Raw genomic sequence first — 23,084 nt, forward strand, 5'->3', positions numbered from 1 at the left:
ATTGTGCCGATGATTTACGAAATTCAGCGACGTAGGTATCAACCAAACAATGATACCGGAAATTATAAGGAACGCATTCAATAGCAACCCTGAAAGTGTTTATTATAAATTTTAAGGTACCTCAAATATAATACTTTCATAATTACCAACTTTAAGGCCTTTTCTCACGATTAATCTCAGGATGTTTCCACCACCCATTACCGAGCCTTCCCCGGCAAATTCATACTCAATAATCCTAAAACCCGGCGGGAAGAGCCAGACAATCTCATAATCATACTCGGCAACCTCCTCCTCATAATAATTCTCATACCTATTAACGCCACGCCTCAGATTACCCTTGAAGTATATGTAAAACTCTAGGTAGGGCCTATCGAAGGAGCCCCTAAAGCCGAGACTAACATCAATAACCCTAGCCCTAACAGCCTCACCATTAATCTTAATAGTCTCCTCATCCAGGAAGCCCTGCATATTCCTCATGACAGTCCTCAACTCATTAAGTAATCCCTCCCTATTCCTCAGTAAGCCCCTGTAGTAATGATTCTCATCCAAGTACTCAAAAATGAGGTTCTCCCATACGCCGCCGTCGATCCCCATTGTGAATATACCCTCAGCATGTATCGGCACGGGCTCACTCATTAAGGATAAAAATGCATTTAGGTTCAAAAGCATTTATAAGAGGACGGTATCTGGTCGTATTCACGTATTGGCTAGGCAGGAAGTTTTTATTTATTTCATTACTTAACTTAACTAATATGCAATGATTCTATGTAATTTGTAATACCGGTCAGTATCATTCCTATGGCAAGCGCGGCGATTATCAGGCTCATGAACCTGCCAAGTACCTTAAGCGTATTGCTGCCCAGTCTCTTGAGTAGTGGTTGTGAGAACCTAATTACTGCATATGTGACTACTGAGCTTATTAATGCAGCTATTATGACCTCGTATATTGGGTATAGTGCCGAGAATAGTATTAACTCGGTTATTGTACCTGGACCAACGAGTAGTGGTGTCACTATTGGCACTAGCACGAATTCCTCGGGCTCCTTAACGGCACCAACAGCTCTGGGACCGCCGGCCATTAGGGTTTCCATGGCAATGCCCATGAGCAATACGCCGCCGGCAATCCTGAAGGCGTCCAGGTTAACGCCGAAGGCCTGTAGTATGTACCTGCCGCCGACTGCGAATATCACCATTAGTAAAGGTACGCTGATACCAACTAGTTGGTAAACCCTCCTTAATTGCTCTTGTTCCATGTTTATTATGTATATGGATAATGTTGGTATGGCGCCTATTGGGTTAAGTATTGCTATTAACTGGCCAGTCATGTTTAAAATATCTATTAAGGCTCCAGTCACAGTGAATCAACGCCTAATAACTATAATAACCTTTCACTAATATATTTCTAAGGAATACGTCACCATTAAACTCAGTGAGATGAGATAATCATCTAATCAATAATGGCATTAAAGCGTAAAAACCACTTAGAGACCTTGTGGTATTAGGGCGGAATGATGATGAATTGGGAACTGATTAGTGACGATGGGTATCCTAACTGACTCATGCCTAGGGTTTGTTTTGATCAGCAAGGATAGCACTCTTCATTTTTATCGAGCCGGTCCGTACTCATCATTCATAGAAGTGATCCTTACTTCTCGCCATATTTCTTCCTTAATATTCTTGCTGCCTCGGTCATTGAGCGTATCTTGGAGAAGGCTATCCTCCTCTCAAACTTCCTATACATACCAGGCGCAAACCCACAGTCAGGGTTCAGCCATATCCTCCTTGGGTCAAGAACTTTCACAACCCTCTCAGCCCTTTGAACGACGATTTGTGGATCCTCAACCTGTGGATTCCTAACATCAATAACGCCAAGCCCAAGCTCCTTATCACTGGGTAAATCCTTAGCAAATACTGCTGGGTCACCACTACCTGGACTTGCATACTCAAGCACGTACTGCCTAACCTTTATATCATAAACCTCGGGTGCTAATCTCTCAAAGCCTATACCATAGAATGGCGAGTCCGGGTTTGGCCACCTATCCATATGCATCCCAATCCTTACGCCATCAATTCCCTTGACAGTCTCATTCACTAAGTCCCTGGCTAGGTAAAGCTCGTTCTTGAAACCCCTGTACTTCTGCCCATGTATTGCCTCAATAACTTTCCTATACCTATCAGGTTCATTCTCCTTTGCTTCCGTTAAGTCGCCAAGCATTGGTTCATCAAGTTGTATGAAGTCCACACCAGCATCCCTAAGCCTAATGATCTCTTGCCTAAGCACCTTAATGTAGTCCTGGGCTAAATCCTCAGGTTGTGGGTATACCTGCCTTGAGTATTTGGCATCCCAGGTCTCCCACATGATTAGGTATGGACTTGGTAATGTGATCTTGATTCTCCTATCAGTGACGGACCTAGTGAATTTGAATTCGTCAAGAGCTATTACTGAATCCCTTATTTGTTCAACAGCAACTGCCCTCCAGTAGGTTAGTTGTGCCTTGTATTGCTTCATTATTTCTATTGCCCTTGGATTAATATCAGTCACGTAAATCAACCTAAATCCAGGTATTTTCTGACCAACAAACGCCACGAAGCTAGTCCTTCTCTGCTCTCCATCGGTTAATACATCGAGTCCTGCCAACTCCTCCTCCTTAACGGTCAACTTAACAGCATCATCCAAGTATTCATCAAGTTCCTCCTTACTGACTTCACCTTTATTATACCTATCAAAGGCCTCGATTAGCCACCTAGGCCTTGGGAAGCTACCAACCACAGATGTTGTGAAGGTTAGTTCCTGCATTAATCCACAGGAATTACTTAGTTTATAAAGCATTACGCCGCCTCATTCATGCGAGAACATTGTGTATATTTAGAATAGTGAGATTAACTCGGCAATTATGGTGCTGGGCCAATTGCAGCAACCTTAGGATACGGCCTAGCTTCCCAAACAGCTCTCAAGCCACACACGTACCTAGTAAGTCTCTCTATGCCTATACCAAATCCAGCGGTCTTTAATGGGTATGACTCCCTAAGCATTTCTAGATACCACCTATATTTATTTGGGTCCTCGCCACCCTCCCTCATCCTGGCAATGACCTTTATGGGTTCATATTCACGCTCAGCACCACTAATTGCCTCGCCGAAGCCCTCTGGATAAAGCATGTCGAAGTCCCTGAGTATGCCGGGTCTCTGTGGATCTTCTCTGTCATAAAAACCCCTAGCTCCCTTTGGATAGTCAATAATAAAGAGCGGATTTTCATGATAAGCCGAAAGGAATTTCTCGCATTCCCACCTTATCTCAGTATTTGGTGGGTTCTTACAGCCCAGCTCATTAACAAGTTCCACAGCCTCCTTATGCGTATACCTCTTAAATGGCTTTTTGAAGTCTGGAAGTTGCCTATTGAGTCTTATCTCGAGTTCTTTACCGTAGTTATCCTTAACTCTCTTAATAACGTATATTATCATGTCCTCGGCAAGGTCAATCACTTGGTCGTAAGTGGCGCCATAAACCTCGAGGTCCAATTGGTAAAACTCGACTAGGTGCCTACCGGTGAATACACTGTCATTGGGTTCAAACCTAATGTTTGGGCTTAGGAAGTAGATTTTACCGAGCGAAGCAGCCATGTATTGCTTATAGAGTATGGCGCTCGACATTACCTTGTACTCCATGCCGTAGAAGTCCACGGTGGCCTGCTTAGCGCCTCTAATCCCTGGGTCAGTTACTGGGCCAATTATTGGTGCCAGGACCTCAGTAAAACCTCTCGAATTGAGGAAGTCCCTTAGGGCATCAATTATTTCGGCCTGAACCTTGAAGACGAGTTTATACTTATCCTCTCTAGCCCACCTCCATGAGTGCACGAGCCACTCCCTAAGGAATTCCAAGTACTTTCCCTGATCATTAACAAACTTCTCAAATTCCAGAACGGCAGGGTGGAAGTAAGGCTCCTTCCTTTCAGGCCACTTCTCCATATAGCAATCCCCAGAACTAAATCGCTTTTAAACATGCCCTAAAAAATAACAATAATTACCGCATAAATATCAACGTATTACCCATCATTAATCATAGAATCTATATCTAATGTATTCTTAATTATCGAGGAAAATTTGTCAATTTGTCTCAACAATAATTCAATACTCGATAATTCAAGTGAATTACGTTTAGGTAATCCAGCAACCTCCCTGGCCATATTAAGCACAAAGTTCCTAAAGATCGGATCACCTAACGAATCATGCAGCGTTATTCCAATCATTAAATCCTCCTCCCTAAATACCCCATCTTTTTGCTCTACATCTCTCCCGTTCCTCTCCCTTATTACTATTAATGGATCATCACCTACATATTGAGGAACACCTCTATGTATTTCATAACCACTGATCTCGACACCCTCTATCTCACCCCTCAAACCAACTGCTCTTGACAATGATACTATCTTATCAGCGCCATAGATTGTATTAACATTAATGAGACCAAGCCCATCATAATTACCAGGAATACCAGCCTCAAGCCCATATGGATCACTCAGTACCTTGCCCATGGCCTGAAAACCACCACATATACCTAAAATAACGGCTGAACCCTTGAACTTCATTAATGCCTTATCCAAGCCAACCCTCCTCATCCACTCAAGGCTCGCAACCACATTCTTAGAGCCAGGTAATATAATGAGGTGAGGCTCACCTAATTCCCTAGGGCTTCTAACAATCCTGACAGTGACGTCATCCTCAAGAATTAATGAGTAAATATCATTGAAATTTGAAACGTATGGATAGGCAATCAACGCAATATCCAGTGGCCCGTTACCAATCGGTCTTAGATCCATGGAGTCCTCAGGCCATAACCATAAATCATCAACATAAGGCAAAACCCCAAGGACAGGCTTACCCGTCTTCTTCTCAAGCCACTTTATAGCTGTACCCAGTAATTTCTCATCCCCCCTGAACTTATTAATGATAAAGCCCTTAACCAGTTTCCTCCACCTTGGTGGTAATGAACTCATTAAGCCAAGGCCTTGAATGAATGAACCACCCCTATCAATGTCTAGGACAACAAATACGTTGGCCCTAAGCCACTCGGCAGGTCTGAAATTGGCTATATCCCTACTAACCAGGTTAGGTTCATAGGCTGATCCAGCACCCTCACCAATCACTAAGTCAAAATCCTCGGTCAACTTACGTATACTCGCCTTAACAGCGTTAATTGCGAGACGTCGAATCGCACCATTATTGAGGTACTCATTAAAGAGCAATTGAGCCCTTGATTTACCAAGTATTATATACTCTGCCTTGGTACTCGACATGGGTTTTATTAGGACTGGGTTATGGTAAATACTGGGTTTTACACCAGCTACATAGGCCTGCATGGCCTGAGCCAGCGCTATTTCACCGCCTTCAATAGATGGGTAGCTATTGAGCGACATGTTCTGGGCTTTAAATGGTGATACGTGAAAACCCCTGGTGCTGAGAATCCTTAATAATGCACTAACTATCACTGTCTTTCCTGAATCACTCATTGTGGATACTATGAATACATTCACTGAGAGACTAATAATGTAGGGTAAAATAATCCTTACCATCTAATCGATCTTCCTTGCAATGCTCATTGGTGCAATTCTAATTAAACCCATTAAGGTTTTCATCAAAGCTAGTGCCAGCACTGCAATATACGTGGGAAATAACGAAAAACCAAAGGAATTAAGAGAAAAAGAAAGATATGCATGATAATATTTAAAGACGATTCACCCCAACCCTAAAAGGTGAGGCTTTAAGTACGTCGAAGTGAGACTAAGGCGTAGAATATTGGGTCATCATGTAACGATTAACGGTGTGAAACCATTAAGCCCCATCAGGGACTAACACCCAAGACCCCAAGGTAGAAACTCCATCTCTTAAAGGGCGGGGAGGAGGTTATCTATTAAGAGGAGAAAATTTAAGTACCTTCATGAAATTATTAATAGTGATATTGATATGACTGAGTGGACAACCATGAGGAATTATAAACTGTGGATTGGTATGGCGCTTATGGGATTATCAATATATCTAATAATTAAGTTATACGATAGCTTGTTCCTAAGCCTTAAAGTACCTATAGTGGCTGTTGGCCCTGATGGTGCATTAAAGGTAATCGGGTCGATACAACCATTCACAAGCCCTGTATTGGCGTATGATATAATAATGAGCATTATATTAACGGCTATATTATCATCCATAGCCTCAATACTTATTTACTCCTCACTAGTATTAAACAGTAAATATAGGGATAATGTGAGGTATCAAGGTAATTTAATGGTGAATATTGATAACCACGACAATAGTATCGATGCCATAAGCAGTATTGCACTATCAAGTTTAGAAAGAAAGGCCTTGCAATCAAATACGTAAGAGGGGTGGTATGATGACCCAGGCGGAATTAGGGCGTGAGTTAGGGCTAAGTAAGTATCAAGTGTCAAGACTTGTGAAGAGACTTGAGGCTAAGGGAATTATTGAAAGAAGGAGGGCTGGTGTTACTAATGTTTTGATTTTACATAGTGGTCTTAACACCCTGGACAAGCTCAGTAAGAATAAGGACTAAGTTATCCCTATTACCTTGGGCATTGATTAGTGCCTCCAAACCCTTCTTAGTAAGGTAAACCCCTGAGTATGGCTCCCACCTAATCAGACCTAGGTTCTTCAGTTCATTTAAGTAACGTATTAACCTATCGTAGGGCACACCAACCATCAAGGCAAGCCTACTTAACCTATCGCAATTACCCATCTTATCGAGGGACAGTATTATATCCGAGTATATCTCAACCCTAGTCCTTGGTCTCTTCCTATACATCAAGAGAGTTTGCTCTGCAACAGTCTTTAACCATATCGTAAAGGCGCACAGGCAACTAAACGGCAACCTTATTGCAACCTTTAGTAAAATGCGATAATGATTTTGAATGATTTTGATGGTTGTGGAGAGATTTTACGAATGCTTCTCAGTTGATGCGTGAATTACCGGTATTACTACACACTTACCATTACCAGTGATGGCAACATTATTCACCGCGCCAAAATCGATACTAACATCATAGTTAGTACCATTAACGACTATAGGACTTGGTTCAAGGGGTATTTCGAACTTACCACTCGGTAACGTGCAGTTATAGACCTGCCCGTTAACATATGCTTGGACGCTAGTAACGTATAATCGTATTATGTTGTACGTACCATTAGTCAACGAACACTGAACAACGAGTTGACTAGTATTAACTAGCTGCACCAGATCAAAGGTTGTTTGCGTTAGGCTACAGGTTACCCAAGTATCGTTGCCACCACCCTCCTTATGAAAGGCAATTTCATTTATTGTTACATATAGGTGATCAACCTTAACGGGTTTATCAGATAAATAGACGTATACCTGGCTTATTGGGTTAGTAGTTCCGCTAAGTATTATGCCTATGCCATGCCCACCAAGCATTAGATAGGCAACCACTCCTATTATTACTATTACAACCACTATAGCACCTATAACCCAACCCTTCACTTGAACCACCCAACTGCATCATGGCAATATTACTTAAAAAGTATGTTGAAGAAACCACCGTGAAATTTCCATGAAAAAGCCCCACTCATTATTTTTAAACCATTGAAACCAGGTGAGCTTTAACCCTAATGACTGAAAGAATTACATGGTTAAAGAGGGACTTAAGCACGCTAGAGTTACTGGCTCTTGGGTACTCGGACGTATCATCAACCTACTACTTCACGCTAGGCATAGTCGCACTTAATTCAGGACCCTTACTACCAATAACGATGCTCCTAGGATCCCTATCCCTATGGCTCGTTGGACTGGCATACGCGGAATTTGGAAGTTCAATACCAAGGACCGGCGGCGCCTATTATTACATCCACCGCGAACTGGGTAGTACCTGGGGCTTCATTGCAGGTTGGTTATTGAGCTTTGACCAAATACTAATGATTGCATATGGCGCCCTGGGCACGATTAATTACCTCAGCGTAATAATTCCCTCTGTCTCGCGATGGCCTATGGACTCTGTATTGTCAATCCTAGTCATAATAATGATAATGGTGATAAATATACTTGGGATAAAGACCTCCGCACGTTTTAACCTAACCCTACTGACAATTGATTTACTTGGAATAATGACATTATTGGTATTCGGTTACTACCTGGTAATTAGTCACGGGATTGTTATACCCAGGTTATCATTCAATTATGATTATTTAATTCATGGATTAACATACTCATTTAGGGGTTACACGGGTATTGATGTTATTGCGCAATCAACGGGGGAGGCCATGACTCCCTACATATCGGTACCAAGGGCGATAATTGGCGTCTCCGTATTATCAACAACTGTGGCATTGCTAATATCATTATTGACAATATTATCGGGCGCGTTAACGACAGTTTCCAGCAATGTTGGTGATCCCATAGGTGCCCTGGCAAGGTACTTGCTCCATAATACGTATTTGTCTACCTATATCTCAATATCAATAGCAATAGTGCTTCTAATATCTGTAAATGCTGGTATTGTGGACTTCTCAAGGAGCATCTACGTAATGAGCGAAGATGGCTTATTGCCAGGCAGGTTAAGTAGTGTCCATGGTAGGTATAGAACGCCCCATTTAGCAATAATAATTTCATCATTAATAGCAATGCTATTCGTGATACCAGGCAGTGTTGAGCTTATCGCGGACTCCTACGCAATAGCTTCGACTATAGTGTATTTAATGACCATGATCGCACTAATAATATTCAGAAATAAGGAGTCTAACCTAGTGCGTTACCTCAGGATGCCTGGCATAGTCATAAGACGGATAGAAATACCTATTGTGTCGATTATTGGTATCGCCATATACACATTCTCAATTGCTCTCATAATCCTAATTAAGTCGATGTATGTGTTAGTGGTGCTGTCATGGTTATCCATAGGCATATTACTGTACCTACTTAATAGATCTTCTCGACGCACTTAACCACGAAGTCCGAGGCACCAACAATAAATAATTTATCGCCAGACTCAATCCTAAGCTCCTCATCACTAATTATCACATCCTCACCCCTTATAATCAGTGGTATTGCAACACCGCACCTCCTTGCCACATCCCTCACCTCCTGATTTATGTATGGCGACTCCGAACTAATCACGACGTAATATGCCTGCACCTTATCATCTGAATAGAGCAATTGTTTAAACGGTAACTTTAAGTAATGAGCAATCTTCGACAGTACAGCATCAACAATAGGTATTGCATAGACACCTAACTCAATAAACGCATCGAGGTACTTTTCCTTATTACCAACCAATGCTATTATTGTCGGCACACCCCTCGACTTAGCAATCCTGGCAACCTCCAGGTTGGATTCATCGTCCATGGATAGAACCACAACCTCGCTTTCATCGATCCCAGCATTCCTAAGAATGGATTCATTCCTTGAATTGCCAATATAGACATAGGCAGGGACACCCCTACCCAGTTTTGCCTCATTCTCATTACTTGCAATCATACTTACATCATAACCATTACTAACCAATAGCCTAGCAACTACAATGCTAATGTCATTTATCCCAATCACCAATGCCTTACGCACACGCATTAGGCAGTTCAGTATTTAAAAACCGATTTACCTAAGGTCCACTTGCCTACCATAACCCTCGAGAAACCTCCTCAGGTCATCCTCCCTAGGCAAGTTCTCCTCATCGCCCCTAACCATCACGACCATGGCAGCCGCAGCTGAAGCTCTTCTCATTGCTTTCTCCACATCATGACCCCTAAGTATTGATGCAAGGAAAACACCTGCATAGGCATCACCAGCGCCAATCGGATCCTTAACAGGAACCCTAAAGGCATCAACCTTAACAATCCTACCCTCCCAATATGCCACTGAGCCCTTAAGGCCAAGCTTAAGCACGGCTCTATTAATACCAAACTTTGAGCGTAATTCCCTAAGCACATCATCAATGGCGGATATACCGAGCAATAGATTAGCCTCGTCCTCATCGAGAAACACAATATCTGCAAAATTAAGGGCCTTAGACAATACATTAATTGCATCATCAACGTTAGCCCACAGCTTCCTCCTATAATTAACATCAAACGACGTAGTGACGCCCTTACTACGAGCAACCTCTAAATACTTAAACGCAGCTGACCTGGCAGTATCGCTAATGGCCATGGTTATACCCGTAGTGTGAAAAACCCTAGCGCCACTAACGTAGTCTGGATCCACATCATCAGGGCCTAGAGCAGAGGCCGCAGAACCCCTTCTGTAATAGAGCACATCACTAACACCTGGTATTGGGTAATTTCTCTGAACGAAGTAAATACCCGTGGGCCTCTCGGGATCAAACTTAACGTGACTAACATCGACGCTCTCACCCCTAAGCCAATTATAAATGAACAAGCCAAACTCATCAGCACCAAGCCTCGTTATTAACCCGCAACTAACATCAAGTCTGACCAGGGCAACACAGACGTTAGCCTCGGTACCAGTTGCATGCTTCTCAAAGTAGGTAACGTGCCTAAGCGGTCCATCGGTCACGGCATTAAACTGAACCAGAGGCTCACCTAAAGCCACAACCTCAGGCATTAAAACTGCAACAACCATGCATTATTAAGGAATTACTCTAACATATTAAATGAAACTAAAACCTTAAAAACAACACAGTTAGGAAAGGATCGAGGGCCCGTAGTCTAGCCTGGTAGGATGCCCAGGGGCATGAAGCCCCGCCTAAGCCTGACGAGGACCATATCTAAGAACGCGGGAGATCCCGGGTTCAAGTCCCGGCGGGCCCACCAATTCTATCATTATTCATAATATTATTGTGAATTATTTAAAATAAGCTGTTTTTACTTAGATTTTAATTTTATTTATCTTTTACATGTGTAATGCTCTAAATTCAGATCTATAAGATAAAATTTATAAATAATTAAATAAATAATAACTATGCGTTTTATTAGGGGTTTTCCGTCGACCATGATGGATGATTATCCATTAAATGTTCATGCAATAATAAGGCATGCTGCTTTATACTTTGGTGAGAATGAGGTTGTGTCTAGGGACGTTGATGGTAATATCATTAGGTTAACGTATCGTGATACCTATGATAGGGTCCAGAGAATGGCTTCAATGCTTGAGGGTGAGTTAGGCGTGAGACCTGGTGATAGGGTTGGTGCATTGGGTGTTAATACCCATAGATATTACGAGCTATACTATGCCGTGTCAGGAATTGGCGCCGTCTTTGTTGAGATGAACTTCAGGCTCTCACCCATTGAGATAACCCATGTGGCTAACCACTCAAAGGTTAAGGTATTATTCATAGATGCGCCGCTCTTACCTCAATTTAAGAGTATAATTCCGCAGTTTAAGCATGTTGAGAAAGTCATAGTGATGGGTAAAGTGAACGAGACTATTGAATTAAGTGGATTGAAGGTTTATCATTACGAGGACTTAATAAAGAGCGGCAGTAAGTATGACTTTCCTCTTATTGATGAAAAATCGGCCTGTTGTGCATGTTATACATCAGGTACAACGGGTATGCCGAAGGGTGTTTATTATTCACATAGATCTTTCGTACTTCACGCAATGGCTATTCACCAGGTATTTCCCATGAACCCAAGCGATTCGCTACTCCAACTTGTTCCACTATATCACGTTAATGGATGGGGCATGCCCTTCGCGGCCACGATAGTTGGCTCAAAGTTAGTATTTCCAGGTATGTGGAGTATTAACGATCTTAAGCCCATAATTGACTTAATGATAAATGAAGGAGTTACGCGATCAAACGGGGTACCCAGTGTTTGGATATCAATACTTAACTACTTGAGGTCAATGAATCCTAAACCACGCTTCAACATGAAGGTCGTGAGCGGCGGCTCAGAGCCACCGGTGGCTATGATGCGCGGCTTAAGTGAATTTGGTATCGAGGTAATACATGCCTACGGTTCCACAGAGACCTCCCCACTCACACATGTGTACGTAATTAAACCTGAAGTACTTAATAAATTAAGGAGTGATGATGAGTATTGGTCACATAGGGCTAAGCAGGGCTTACCTGTGTTTCCCATGGAGCGTAAAGTCGTCGATGAATATGGCCGTGATGTCCCCTGGGATGGGAAGACTCCTGGTGAATTACTTGAGAGAGGCCCCTGGGCCATTAGAGAATACTTTAACGATAAGAGGACGTTTGATTCATTCTATGGAGAGGGCTTCGATATTTGGTGGAAAAGTGGTAATGCAGTTGTTATTGATGAGGATGGGTATATGAAGATTGTGGATAGGCTCAAGGATTTAATAAAAAGCGGTGGTGAATGGGTATCAAGTGTTGATATGGAGAATTACCTAATGGCGCACCCAGTAGTTTATGAGGCTACAGTAATTGGAGTACCGAATCCAAGGTGGGGCGAGAGACCATTGGCTTTCGTGGTCTTAAAACCTGAGTATAAGGATAAGAATAAGGATGCCTTAAGGAAGGAGTTACTAGATCACTTATCAAGTAGGTTTGTAAAATGGCAGCTGCCAGAGATATTATTTGTTGAGTCAATACCAAAGACGAGTACCGGAAAATTCGATAAGAAAGTGCTTAGAGAACAATATAAAGATTACTTTGGTAAGGAAAAGAATAGTGAGATATAGTGATTTTAATATAGTGACTATATATATTCATTGCAAATCGCGAATAACAAATAATGACATACTAGGAATCAAGTAATCTTTTAATAGGTCGTTAACTCATGGTAATTGTTTATGGTCATACCTATTACTGCTTTGAGGATTTTGAAAAGGCTTCGTAGGATTGCCCGAAGCGTTATATTTTACTCATTAATTTTGTTCTTGGCTATTTTATTCATTGGCGCCCTTATTATGTATTTGATTGAGTATGGTAAGAACCCTGGATTTAACAATTATTTTAATGCTGTTTGGTTCGTGATGGAGACTATAACAACCGTTGGTTATGGCGACATTGTACCTAACACATTCCTTGGTAAGGTGGTTGACATGGTTATTATGCCCGTGGGTATTGCCGTAATAAGCCTACTGACAGCCTCAATAGCCACTGAATTAACTAATGTTGCGATAATGAGGAGCATGGGCCAACACACAACCTCAAAGGGTAAGCATATTATTGTGATTGGTGATGTTGATAGAGCCTTAAGGGTTATTAATGTCATTATCGACTTAATGAATAGAAAGGGTGAGGTCGTTGATATTCTTTATCTGAATAATGGTGATAAGCCGTCGTCATTACCTGCCGATGTTGAGTTCATTCACGGGGATCCATTCAATACTAATGACTTGTTAAGGGCTGGTGTTGATAAGGCCTCTACGGTAGTGATACTTCCATTTAATGATCCTGATACTAAGACAGCCGATGCGAAGGTTATATTATTAATCATGAGTGTTAGGAAGTTGAATACTGACGCTTATGTGATTGCTGAGGTTCTTAATGAAGTTAATAGGGATTATGCATTAAGGGCCGGTGCTAATTCTGTGATTTCCCTGGGCTCCTTCACGACCATTATGATAGCTAATGAAGTCTTTGATCGTGGTTTATCATCAGTACTAATGAACATAATTAATAAGGGTAACCTGGGCCTAATTAAGGCCGATGAGTATGTTGGATCACGCTTCATAGATGTCATGCAAATGATTAAGTCGAAGCTAAATTATTTAGTCATTGGTGTAGTTAGGGGTAATGAGGTTATTCTTAATCCAAGTAATGATTTCGTAATTCAATCAAGCGATTCACTACTAATCATTAAGTGATTAATTAGCACCCTCAAAATACCGTTAAGCGTGTATTCACTTGGTATTAATGCATTTATGCCATCGCTCTTCATTCGATTTGCCGTAACCCTGCCAATGGCTACTGCAGTCTTGCCCTTAAGCACGTTCTTAGTGCAATCCTTCATTGCTTCATAAGTCATGGAGCTCATGAAAACCACGTAGTCGACGTAATTAATAAGCCTACATGCAATATCAACACTGATTGGATCGGGTGTTAAGTCATAAATACCATATTCAACTGCGTCATAACCAATTCGCTGAAGCTCATTTTTCACATAGTCATTGCCCCTTAATGACCTCAGTATCACCACCTTTCCTCGTGGTAATTTCTTCATTATTTCAATAATGCCATAGCTTGAGAATTCACTGGGCATCTCGCACTTGACACCCAACTTCTCCACCTCATTGCATGTTTGTGGCCCCACGCCAATGACCCTTACGCTACCACCCAACTTCCCTAAGGCGTTCCCTAGGTACTTTACCACTGTCGTGCTCATTACGATTATATAATTAGCATCCTCAAGGGATATCTTATTAATCACATCCTCATTAGGCGTGATTTTAATGACAGGTATTTGTATAATATCAACGCCATTTATCGAAATTGGCCTTATCTTTCCTGACGCCCTAAGAATCAGGACTTTAACCATTCGCCAACACCAAGTTCCTGCGATAAAGCCTTAGCCGTTGTCTCAATAGCATCCTTACTGCTCATATTTGGTTTCCAACCAACTTCCCTCACTATCTTATCTATGGATAATAACATTCGTTTAACATCTCCCGGCCATCCTCTGCCATCTGGTGTCGCTGGTCTGTACGTAATCCTCGGATTAAAACCTGATACTTTAACAATAATATTGACTATCTCCCTAACGTTTATTAAATCCCAATTACCCACATTATACACATAAACACCGCTATTCTTCACCGCATATTCCCAAGCCATTAATGTGGCGTTTATCGTATCAGTTATGTATAGGTATGACTTCTCCTGAGTTCCATCACCAAGAACCTCAAGTTCCTCTGGGTTCTTCCTCAGCTTCATTAGTAAGTCATAAATCACGCCATGCCTAAGCCTAGGACCAACAATATTCGCATACCTAAGAGCCACGCAGTTCATTCCATAAAGCCTAGCGTAGGTTCCGCACATTACCTCACCAGCTGCCTTAGCAGCTCCGTAGATACTAATGGGTTGTATTGGGTGATCCTCAGGTGTTGGTATGACCCTAGCGTCACCATACACTGTACTAGATGATGCATAGACAATATTCTTAATGCCATATTTACGGGAAAGTTCAAGTACGTTAAATGTAACCAATATGTTCTCATCAAAGTGCGTCCTTGGTTCAGTTACCGATATCCTAACCTCGGGGTTCGCAGCAAGGTGAAATACAGTATCAACGTTTTGGAAAGCCTCGGGATCACTAGGGTTCTTTAGGTCATCCTTAACAAATCTTATCCTGTCTATTACATCACTAAGCCTTCCTAGGTCTCCAGAGCTTAGATTGTCAATCACAATCACATCAAACCCAGACTCTACAAGTTTTTCCGTTAGGAATGAACCAATAAAACCAGCACCACCAGTTATTAAAACCCTCATTACTAATCACCTCATTAATGCTAAACCAACTAAGCCAATTATTAAACCGAGTAGAAGCCCCGTATTACCTAGAAATATTTGAATCAGGAGTAGGATAAGTAGCACAACTCTCATTGATCTACCTATTTCATGAGACTTACCCTGAAACGTGCTGGTTATTAAGTACATCATTATTAATACTAGGATTATTGATATCGTACCCAATAACCCAATAAAACCCTGCTGAAGGATCTCATTGATTTGCGCTGATATGTAGATTGAGGGTAACGAGGACATTATTGACTCTATGAAGCTGGTGTTCTCATAATACTCAAATTGAAAATAAATAAGTATACTGGCATTAGCTAAGTATAGCAACAGGCTTATGCTAAGGAGTACATGCCAAGCCCTAACTCCCTGTGCCTTACTCATTAATGAACAATCACTAACTTTAGGTTATAAATATTGCAATAATAATCCCAGCAAGCATACTTATGAAGTGACCTAACCTATTAATCCCAAAACCATCTATCACAAGCACAGGTGGTAGTGGTATCAATAACCATATTGATTCATAAATCGTATATAGTATTATTAAGAAGTTAAACACGTGTACTGGTTTACCGGGCTTCTTTACTACATTTATTAATGAAGCCATTAAGACAACTCCTAATAATCCCATGGTCATTGCGGATAATCCATACGTTACTATAATCCTGTTATACATTAGGGATAGAAATACAGTAGATACCCCAATACCAACTATGCCAGTTAAAATACCCGCTAGTAAGTAATACCTAAGTCTAATCTCCAGTACTGCGACTGCCGTTGCAAGAATGAATGTGGGTAATGTACCAACTAAATCCGTGGCGCTATCGGGTAATAATGAAACAAATAAGTAAATAATAATGTAAAGAAATCCCCTAGCTATGTTTTGCTTCATTTCGATAAGTGCCTTATTTAAGATTAATTCGGGTCTTATTAAAAATACAGAGGCATAACTAATTAACACTATTAATGTTATTACGAATACGTAGGAGTAACCAATACCTAATCCCCTATGCAACTTGGCAAGCACATAGATAAATACCAGGGATAATATGAATTCAGGGATTAAGGCGTAATAGCTAGGCGTTAATAGGGCTATTACCGTACTTATTGCCACTATGATGAGCACGGTAGGGTAATAAAGCACTAATGCCGATGCCCTAACTCTCATAAATCTTCCTAATTTCATGAAAATATTAAGCTTTAATATGTATTACATTAACGTGACACTTGGCATCAATGTGAAAATAATAATCGTGCTTCATGGATCACAGGATAGCGATTACGTAAGTAGTGTAAGGTACTTTGCGAGTAGGGTTGGTGTTAATTACGCATTTATTTCATACACCAAACCACTAGTAAGTGATACTATTGGTGATTTATATATGCCGTTATTTGTTGGATACGGTAAGGATTATGAAAAGGCTGTGCTTATGACGGGTTTTAGGACACCACCACTACTGAGATGGCCAAGAATTAAGGAATTTTTACTAAGTATGGGGCCTGGCTTATACGTATTTCATGGGGATACAAATCCTAGGTTTATAAATGACGTTGGTAAATTAGGCCTGCATGACGTTGCGTTTCTTAAGATTAAACAAACATTAGAGGAGTACGTAAGTAATCATTGCCCAGATAGGGTAATACCTGTGGTTTTAACTCGTGGCGTAATTTACAAAGAGATAGTAAATACTGTGAACTCGTCATGCTCAAAAACAGAGGTGCTAAATCCATTGTTTGAGCTCGACTCATTCATAAATTACTTCAAGGATGTATTGCCTTGGTTGATAAAGAATACAAGGCCTATAGGGTAATTATGATAATTGAACTATTAATACTATATTACGTGACTATTCTAATAGCATCAGTAATATTAGATTTGATACTTGGTGAACCTAAGGGTATTTTCATAAACATTCATCCTGTTGTTCTTTGTGGGAAGATAGCATATAAATTATTTAAATCAGGTGGTAAACATTACGGTGTATTCCTGTGGTTCGCTTCCGTAGTTCCAATAGCAATTATTTATTACTTAATACCACGTGTTCTAATCGTAATTAATATCGTGATAGGCATTATCGTTTATGCATATTTTTTGAAGTTAACATTTTCTATAAAGCTAATGAGAGACTACGCTAAGAAAATAATGAGGAGTATTGAGTCGGGGGATTTAAATAATGCACGTACTTTCACACAAGAAATCGTTAGAAGGAATGTTTGGGAGCTAGATGCTGCCCATTTAATGTCGGCTGTGATTGAAAGTTTAGCTGAATCCCTTGTTGATGGTCTTCTTTCGCCCTTATTTTACTTCGCATTGTTTGGATTGCCAGGAGCCTTACTCCAAAGATTATCCAATACCATGGATTCCATGGTCGGTTATAGAGGGTGGCCCTACGAGGATGTTGGTTGGTTTTCCGCCAAGATTGACACAATATTGAATTACATACCCGCAAGACTATCATCTATAGTAATATTAGTAGCATCTGCATTGATAGGGTTGGACTGGAGGAATAGCATTAGGATTGCAGTTCGTGAACATGATAATGTAAGAAGTATTAATTCTGGTTGGCCTATGGCATCCTTCGCTGGGGCATTGGGAACTATGCTTGAGAAGGTCGGTGCATATAGGATTAATAGTAATATGCCTGGTCCTGATATAATTAAGTTGAAATCAGCTCTTAGGTTATTTGATGTCTCGGTTATTATAGTACTAGTAATTATCTTAATATTCTTGATTGTTAGAGCGCTCCTTGTATCATTATTTATTTAATGAGGAAAATCCACACTAATTATCGATTTTATACCTTATACTAAGTGAATAATTTGTTTATTACCTGTATGTAATTAATGATCTTTATTTTTTACGGTAGATTATCTAATGGTTCATATATAATATTTAGGAATAACCTTTTTATACTAGACTAAGATGCATATTTTGGTAGATTACTATGGCTTCCATAACCACATCAAGTGGAGAGGCGACACCGGCTGAAATCGAGAGGCAACTAACCGAAAGACAACTCCAGGTTCTTCAATACCTACTTAAAAAGGCTGTCCCGCTTAAGGTGTACACGGTATATGCGGATCAGGATGAGCTGGCCAGGGAACTGGGGATGACTAGGCAGGCACTTAGTGTTCACCTTAAGAAGCTTAAGGACTTTGGGTTAATAAGGACCGGCCGTGAATTCGTTGATGTAACGGATAAGGCGCTTAAGGTATTAAGAATGAGTTCTAATGAAGCGATAATACTCGTTAAGGTGCAGCCTAGGTATAGAACGATAATTTACGAGAAGATTAAAGAGCTACCCATTGAGAAGGCCTATAGGGTGTCTGGTGATTATGATGTAATACTAATAACGAGGGAGGTTAATGTAAATGATATATTGCGTGTATTAAGCATGATGGAGGGTATTGAGGATACAAAGACCTTCATATCCCTAGAGACACTTAGGGAGTGAGTGCCACCTTCAATTAATCCTTTAATCAAAATACTACGATATAATTTTACTATTACCACGCTGGAAGGTTTATTAACTATATAGGGATTATGCATTCACGTAAGAGCCATGGAGGCGGCAAATCCTGAAACTAGGATAGACGCGTACATAAGGAATGTGGCTAATGCACTTGTTCAAATAGAGAGGGAGGGTGTTAAGAATGATGTAGTTGAGATAGCAAGGGCATATCTAAAGGATTCGATATATTACTTGTCAAGGGGTGATCAATTCAATGCATTAGCAACGATTGCATATGCCGAGGGCCTACTCGACGCATTAAGGCTACTTGGAATTGCCCAATTTAACTGGAGTAAGACGGATGACTTAATCAGGAGGGCTCAGAATAAGGTGTTTGTTGCTGGTACATTTGAAATAATTCATCCAGGGCACATAGCCTACCTAAGGCATGCTTGGACTCTTGGCCGAGTCGTTGCAGTGATTGCCCGTGACTCAACGGTTAGAAGAATTAAGAATAGGGACGTTATCATACCCGAGAGACAGAGACTGGAGGTTGTTAGTAATATTGTTTATGTTCATAAGGCTAGACTTGGCTATGAGGATGACATGTTCAGGGTAGTTGAGGAGGAAAGACCAAACATAATATTACTTGGTCCTAATCAACCATTTAATGAGAATTCGTTAAGAGAGGAATTGAGGAAGAGGGAATTGGGCAATATCGAGGTCGTTAGATTTAATGACTATGTTGATTGCCCACTATGTAGCACTACAAGGATACTTAAGGCTATAAGTAATAGATTCAATCAAGGTTAAGTTAAGAGGCATATTTACACGATTCAATGAATTCCCAGATAGGCATAATTCTATTTAGGATCCTATCGTTAAGTATACCAATTTAAGTAACTATGGTATGAGCCCTCTCGTTACTTGCGCGAATTCGTATTGATTAAACGTAAATGAATAACTCAGGAGGGTCATATTTATGTTCATGAACATATTACTAAATCCTATCTGATGTTCAGGATATACATATATTGATATGTTAGTCGGAATACCATTACTTAAAATACATAGTTCTGTCACATTAATTATTAATGGTAATTCCTGTACTCCACCCTGAGTTGGTGTTATTGTGATTGTGGCCGTAAAACAATAAGTGGTTTTACTATTCCACATACCAGTACCTATGTACTTACTTTCGTTAAGCACTGTTGTTACATACCTGGTTACGTTCATGTAAGGAGCGCAATGAGTTATTGTTTGCTGACCTAGGAAATTGAGCTCCATGGCGTAGCAAAGCTCATCATCATACCTCCAGAAAGCAAGGTCGAAATTATTGCCCGTCTTTACAAGGTGTCCAAATGATAATGTGCCATTTATTACGGTTGCATCATTTATTGGCGTTCTGGATATCGTAATGACACCCATTAATTGCCCTGACTGAAATGGAATACCCGAAATACCTGGTAACTCATTATTTATAATAAATGCGGGACTTACTACTATATTGTAGGTTAACGATACATTTCTCGATAATAACTCCCTAGTACTTAAAATGGCTGATTCAGGACTACTTCTCATTGATAACGCAAGATACGTAGTTGCGCCTATGATTACTACCGCCGCAATCATAACTGCAATTAATAACGTGGTTTTCATCATATCATTAATGTTGCTTAATTTATTAAAGGTTTTGATTTAATATCTCCTTGCGATTCTCAACCAGTAGTTCGCCTGCTTATCATTACATGCTAAATCCCTTAAGCCATTAATATCCCTACTCGCATCCTTATCTAAAGGCACACCCAATGCATCAGCATCAAGTAATTGCTGAATCTTCATTCCGCAATCATTATCACCACTCCAGGGAACCTCAACAACACCACCCCTATCAAGCCACTTCCTAGCCTCATCCACTGTAGTAACCTTGGTAGTCATGGACCTAAGGAACTCCCATGCCGTGTTCCTCAGATTATCATTTATTGTGTTCAATAATTCCCTTACCGTGTCAACGATGCCATCACGTGGAGCAACGTACTTCTCCAGTGTATCCCTCCTAGCCAGTACCACTTGCCTATTCTCGATATCCTTAGGCCCAATCTCTATCCTGAGCGGTACACCCAACATCTCCCAATAATTGTACTTCCAACCCGGCGTTCTATCAGTCCTATCATCTATCTTAACCCTAATGCCCACATTACTGAGTTCCTCCTGTATGGACCTGGTCTCCCTTAGGATTATTTCCTCTGTTCCCTTGTACATTATGGGAATTATAATAACCTGTATAGGCGCTACGTTTGGCGGTAGTACAAGACCCTTATCATCACCGTGCATAGCAATCATAGCTGCAATAACTCTCTCGGAAATCCCATAACTCGTGGTGTGGACATAGTCCCAATCACCATTTGGCGTTAGATATTTAACATCAAAAACCTTAGAGAAGTTCGTGCCCAAATAATGAACAGTGCCTATTTGCATTGTCTTTCCATCAGGCATCACGGTATCAAATGCCATGGTATAAACAGCACCCGCGAATTTATCCCACTCAGGCCTTTGATTAATTAGGTATGGTATACCGAGGTAATCAAATATCTTCTTATAGATCTCCACAGCTTCCCTAACCTGTCTTTCTGCATCCTCCCTGTCTGCATGTGCTGTGTGAGCCTCCTTAAACATCGATATCTCCCTAAGCCTAATCATGGGTCTAGTGGCCTTCGTCTCAGCCCTGAACACACTTACTATTTGGTAAACCCTGAAGGGCAGGTCTGTGTGGTCCTTAATCCATAGCTTAAACATGGGCATCATTGCCGTCTCACTTGTCGGTCTTAACACGAGTCTCTCCTCATTAGCACCACCCTTACTAACCCAGAAGACCTCGCTTTCAAAGCCCCTAATGTGTTCGCTTTCCTTTGCGAGAAATTCATAAGGTATGAATACAGGGAATAATACCTCCTGATGCCCTGTCTCATCGTGTAGGAATCTGACGTAAGTCTCTACTAATCTCCTGATCTTCATGCCATATGGTCTCCAAACATACGCACCCTTTACTGGGTATCTATAATCATAAAGTTCCGTCTCCATTATGACCCAGTTAAACCAGTCAGTAAAGTCCTTCCACTTCTCTCTAGGTCTCTTCTCTCCAGGCTTGATGAGTTGTAGCTTGGCAATAAAGATCCCCCGTTGCTGTTTAAGAAAGGTCTTAAAAACATTGTGTTCCTGAGAATGCTGCATAATATTTAACTATTTAAACTAATACGTGATAAAGCCCTAATGACATTTAGATTAAAGATTGAGGTACTAAGTAATTGCATTGGCTGTGGAATATGCTGGACCATATGCCCCAAGGGCGTTTTGACCGGTAAGTTAAGAGAAAGGGCCTCTGTACTAAATGAGTCATTATGCTCAGGATGCTTTTCCTGCCAAAATAATTGCCCATACTCATCAATTAAGGTAATACCAATCCAATCCTAACTCAATATCATAGGTAGACCTGTTGATTTTACGAAATTTATATACTCGTTATCATTAATAAGACGTAAGAACGCCTCTGTTAAATCCCTACTCGTGACGATGTAATCTCCAATATACTTAATGATGTAATCCACGGTTCTAGGTAGGTAATCATTACCCAGTTTTCTGCTTGATATGAGAGCCAGTAGGTCAATGGGTGTTGGTATTAAGGGGCCCAGTAATATTATGTCAGTTGAGTTAGGTAAGTTCTCTATAAATTGAACATAATTGTCAAACACGATAACGGACTGTTGGTGAAGAACCGAGGAACCAACCCTAACTAAATTTCTAGATAATCTTAGCCATTCATCATAGTTAATTTTATCACTAAGCCTATACTTAATTATTAATCTAGCAATATCAATACTGATATTCATAGTTCTTTTAAGTCTGTCGATATTTTCATAGCAATAAATTACTGCTGATGGTTCAAAGACCATTATTACCCTTAGGAAGTCAGATACCCAACCCCAAAGTCTAACAAATGAATCACCGAACTCCATAAGAAGTCTAACTGCATCGTTAGGGTTCATTATAGCTAATCTACAATATTCCTGGGGTAGTGGTAATGATAAGCGTCTAAAGCGTTTAATAACTATTGGAAGTATGCTTTTAAGCATGGGGATTGATGCCTCAATATTGGGGGCAAAGATCATCAAACCCATTATTAATACTATTAACACTCATTGCTATATAAGGAGTTATCATTCAGGAA

26 protein-coding genes and 1 tRNA gene are annotated in these 23,084 nt (G+C 40.6%); 11 read left to right on the forward strand and 16 right to left on the reverse strand.

Annotation, left to right across the window (positions count from 1 at the left end; genetic code table 11):
• Positions 1–111 precede the first annotated feature (111 nt).
• The 5 genes from VMUT_RS09425 to VMUT_RS09445 all read right to left on the reverse strand — a co-directional run bounded on the left by VMUT_RS09425 (position 112) and on the right by VMUT_RS09445 (position 5,531).
• Entirely contained in the window at positions 112–636 is a 525-nt protein-coding gene (locus tag VMUT_RS09425; RefSeq protein WP_048057001.1) for a hypothetical protein, read from the reverse strand.
• A 107-nt stretch (positions 637–743) separates the two neighbouring features.
• Complete coding sequence (locus VMUT_RS09430) at positions 744–1,355, reverse strand: MarC family protein (RefSeq protein ID WP_148224731.1); 612 nt, start codon at positions 1,353–1,355, stop codon at positions 744–746.
• Between the two features lie 290 nt (positions 1,356–1,645).
• Complete coding sequence (locus VMUT_RS09435) at positions 1,646–2,830, reverse strand: cobalamin-independent methionine synthase II family protein (protein WP_013605193.1); 1,185 nt, start codon at positions 2,828–2,830, stop codon at positions 1,646–1,648.
• Between the two features lie 62 nt (positions 2,831–2,892).
• Positions 2,893–3,966, reverse strand: coding sequence for an asparagine synthetase A (locus VMUT_RS09440; RefSeq protein ID WP_013605194.1), 1,074 nt, complete (start codon positions 3,964–3,966; stop codon positions 2,893–2,895).
• Positions 3,967–4,043: 77 nt separating this feature from the next.
• Positions 4,044–5,531, reverse strand: coding sequence for a cobyric acid synthase (locus tag VMUT_RS09445; RefSeq protein ID WP_048057003.1), 1,488 nt, complete (start codon positions 5,529–5,531; stop codon positions 4,044–4,046).
• Positions 5,532–5,979: 448 nt separating this feature from the next.
• Between VMUT_RS09445 and VMUT_RS09450 the strand changes: the two genes are divergently transcribed.
• Complete coding sequence (locus VMUT_RS09450) at positions 5,980–6,375, forward strand: hypothetical protein (RefSeq protein WP_158304809.1); 396 nt, start codon at positions 5,980–5,982, stop codon at positions 6,373–6,375.
• Between the two features lie 10 nt (positions 6,376–6,385).
• The gene (locus tag VMUT_RS12550) at positions 6,386–6,565 is read left to right on the forward strand and encodes a helix-turn-helix transcriptional regulator (RefSeq protein ID WP_083805495.1); all 180 of its coding nucleotides are present in this window, start codon (positions 6,386–6,388) and stop codon (positions 6,563–6,565) included.
• Here the strand turns inward: VMUT_RS12550 and VMUT_RS09455 are convergent.
• Both VMUT_RS09455 and VMUT_RS09460 read right to left on the reverse strand, forming a co-directional pair.
• Positions 6,515–6,814, reverse strand: a complete 300-nt coding sequence (locus tag VMUT_RS09455) for a winged helix-turn-helix domain-containing protein (protein WP_013605197.1) — start codon at positions 6,812–6,814, stop codon at positions 6,515–6,517. The two genes, VMUT_RS12550 and VMUT_RS09455, sit on opposite strands and share 51 nt — an antisense overlap.
• A 132-nt stretch (positions 6,815–6,946) precedes the next feature.
• A complete protein-coding gene (locus VMUT_RS09460; RefSeq protein WP_013605198.1) occupies positions 6,947–7,507 on the reverse strand; it encodes a DUF4382 domain-containing protein in 561 nt (186 codons plus the stop codon).
• Positions 7,508–7,635: 128 nt separating this feature from the next.
• Between VMUT_RS09460 and VMUT_RS09465 the strand changes: the two genes are divergently transcribed.
• Positions 7,636–8,964 (forward strand): APC family permease, encoded by a 1,329-nt coding sequence (locus tag VMUT_RS09465; protein ID WP_013605199.1) that lies wholly within the window; start codon positions 7,636–7,638, stop codon positions 8,962–8,964.
• Here VMUT_RS09465 and VMUT_RS09470 read toward each other — a convergent pair.
• Positions 8,939–9,580, reverse strand: coding sequence for a potassium channel family protein (locus VMUT_RS09470; protein ID WP_158304810.1), 642 nt, complete (start codon positions 9,578–9,580; stop codon positions 8,939–8,941). The genes VMUT_RS09465 and VMUT_RS09470 overlap by 26 nt on opposite strands.
• Positions 9,581–9,613: 33 nt before the next feature.
• Positions 9,614–10,597: a bifunctional 2-dehydro-3-deoxygluconokinase/2-dehydro-3-deoxygalactonokinase gene (gene kdgK, locus VMUT_RS09475; RefSeq protein WP_013605200.1), complete on the reverse strand. Its 984-nt coding sequence runs from the start codon at positions 10,595–10,597 to the stop codon at positions 9,614–9,616.
• 75 nt (positions 10,598–10,672) lie between these two features.
• On the opposite strand from kdgK, the gene VMUT_RS12710 reads away from it, so the two are divergent.
• From VMUT_RS12710 to VMUT_RS09485, 3 genes are all read left to right on the forward strand, one after another.
• Positions 10,673–10,788: transfer RNA gene (locus VMUT_RS12710), tRNA-Val, on the forward strand.
• Between the two features lie 148 nt (positions 10,789–10,936).
• On the forward strand, positions 10,937–12,625 hold the full coding sequence (locus VMUT_RS09480; protein ID WP_048057005.1) for a long-chain-fatty-acid--CoA ligase: 1,689 nt from the start codon (positions 10,937–10,939) through the stop codon (positions 12,623–12,625).
• 111 nt (positions 12,626–12,736) lie between these two features.
• Positions 12,737–13,756 (forward strand): potassium channel family protein, encoded by a 1,020-nt coding sequence (locus VMUT_RS09485; protein ID WP_013605202.1) that lies wholly within the window; start codon positions 12,737–12,739, stop codon positions 13,754–13,756.
• Here the strand turns inward: VMUT_RS09485 and VMUT_RS09490 are convergent.
• From VMUT_RS09490 to VMUT_RS09505, 4 genes are read right to left on the reverse strand one after another with little or no spacing between them, the layout of a single operon-like run.
• The gene (locus VMUT_RS09490; RefSeq protein ID WP_048057006.1) at positions 13,723–14,427 is read right to left on the reverse strand and encodes a uroporphyrinogen-III synthase; all 705 of its coding nucleotides are present in this window, start codon (positions 14,425–14,427) and stop codon (positions 13,723–13,725) included. The two genes, VMUT_RS09485 and VMUT_RS09490, sit on opposite strands and share 34 nt — an antisense overlap.
• Positions 14,412–15,377 carry an NAD-dependent epimerase/dehydratase family protein gene (locus VMUT_RS09495; protein ID WP_013605203.1) on the reverse strand — a complete coding sequence of 322 codons (966 nt, stop codon included), beginning with the start codon at positions 15,375–15,377 and terminating at the stop codon, positions 14,412–14,414. The genes VMUT_RS09490 and VMUT_RS09495 overlap by 16 nt, the downstream gene beginning before the upstream one ends.
• 6 nt (positions 15,378–15,383) lie before the next feature.
• Entirely contained in the window at positions 15,384–15,788 is a 405-nt protein-coding gene (locus VMUT_RS09500) for a hypothetical protein (protein ID WP_013605204.1), read from the reverse strand.
• A 19-nt stretch (positions 15,789–15,807) separates the two neighbouring features.
• Positions 15,808–16,575: a hypothetical protein gene (locus tag VMUT_RS09505; protein ID WP_013605205.1), complete on the reverse strand. Its 768-nt coding sequence runs from the start codon at positions 16,573–16,575 to the stop codon at positions 15,808–15,810.
• Between the two features lie 52 nt (positions 16,576–16,627).
• Between VMUT_RS09505 and VMUT_RS09510 the strand changes: the two genes are divergently transcribed.
• The 4 genes from VMUT_RS09510 to VMUT_RS09525 all read left to right on the forward strand — a co-directional run bounded on the left by VMUT_RS09510 (position 16,628) and on the right by VMUT_RS09525 (position 19,672).
• On the forward strand, positions 16,628–17,218 hold the full coding sequence (locus tag VMUT_RS09510) for a sirohydrochlorin chelatase (protein ID WP_237699639.1): 591 nt from the start codon (positions 16,628–16,630) through the stop codon (positions 17,216–17,218).
• Positions 17,185–18,174: a cobalamin biosynthesis protein gene (locus VMUT_RS09515; protein WP_237699640.1), complete on the forward strand. Its 990-nt coding sequence runs from the start codon at positions 17,185–17,187 to the stop codon at positions 18,172–18,174. The genes VMUT_RS09510 and VMUT_RS09515 overlap by 34 nt, the downstream gene beginning before the upstream one ends.
• Before the next feature lie 178 nt (positions 18,175–18,352).
• Positions 18,353–18,862, forward strand: coding sequence for an Lrp/AsnC ligand binding domain-containing protein (locus VMUT_RS09520; RefSeq protein WP_013605208.1), 510 nt, complete (start codon positions 18,353–18,355; stop codon positions 18,860–18,862).
• Between the two features lie 108 nt (positions 18,863–18,970).
• Positions 18,971–19,672 (forward strand): DUF357 domain-containing protein, encoded by a 702-nt coding sequence (locus VMUT_RS09525; protein WP_013605209.1) that lies wholly within the window; start codon positions 18,971–18,973, stop codon positions 19,670–19,672.
• A 90-nt stretch (positions 19,673–19,762) separates the two neighbouring features.
• Here the strand turns inward: VMUT_RS09525 and VMUT_RS09530 are convergent, their stop codons facing one another.
• Together VMUT_RS09530 and proS are read right to left on the reverse strand one after the other, a co-directional pair.
• On the reverse strand, positions 19,763–20,521 hold the full coding sequence (locus VMUT_RS09530; RefSeq protein ID WP_013605210.1) for a hypothetical protein: 759 nt from the start codon (positions 20,519–20,521) through the stop codon (positions 19,763–19,765).
• A gap of 36 nt (positions 20,522–20,557) precedes the next feature.
• Positions 20,558–22,090 (reverse strand): proline--tRNA ligase, encoded by a 1,533-nt coding sequence (gene proS, locus VMUT_RS09535; RefSeq protein ID WP_013605211.1) that lies wholly within the window; start codon positions 22,088–22,090, stop codon positions 20,558–20,560.
• A gap of 39 nt (positions 22,091–22,129) precedes the next feature.
• Between proS and VMUT_RS09540 the strand changes: the two genes are divergently transcribed.
• The gene (locus VMUT_RS09540; RefSeq protein ID WP_048057007.1) at positions 22,130–22,330 is read left to right on the forward strand and encodes a 4Fe-4S dicluster domain-containing protein; all 201 of its coding nucleotides are present in this window, start codon (positions 22,130–22,132) and stop codon (positions 22,328–22,330) included.
• Here the strand turns inward: VMUT_RS09540 and VMUT_RS09545 are convergent.
• Positions 22,327–23,034 (reverse strand): hypothetical protein, encoded by a 708-nt coding sequence (locus VMUT_RS09545; protein WP_048057275.1) that lies wholly within the window; start codon positions 23,032–23,034, stop codon positions 22,327–22,329. The genes VMUT_RS09540 and VMUT_RS09545 overlap by 4 nt on opposite strands.
• Positions 23,035–23,084: the final 50 nt, after the last annotated feature.

The organism is Vulcanisaeta moutnovskia 768-28 (assembly GCF_000190315.1).
Lineage (GTDB): Archaea > Thermoproteota > Thermoprotei > Thermoproteales > Thermocladiaceae > Vulcanisaeta > Vulcanisaeta moutnovskia.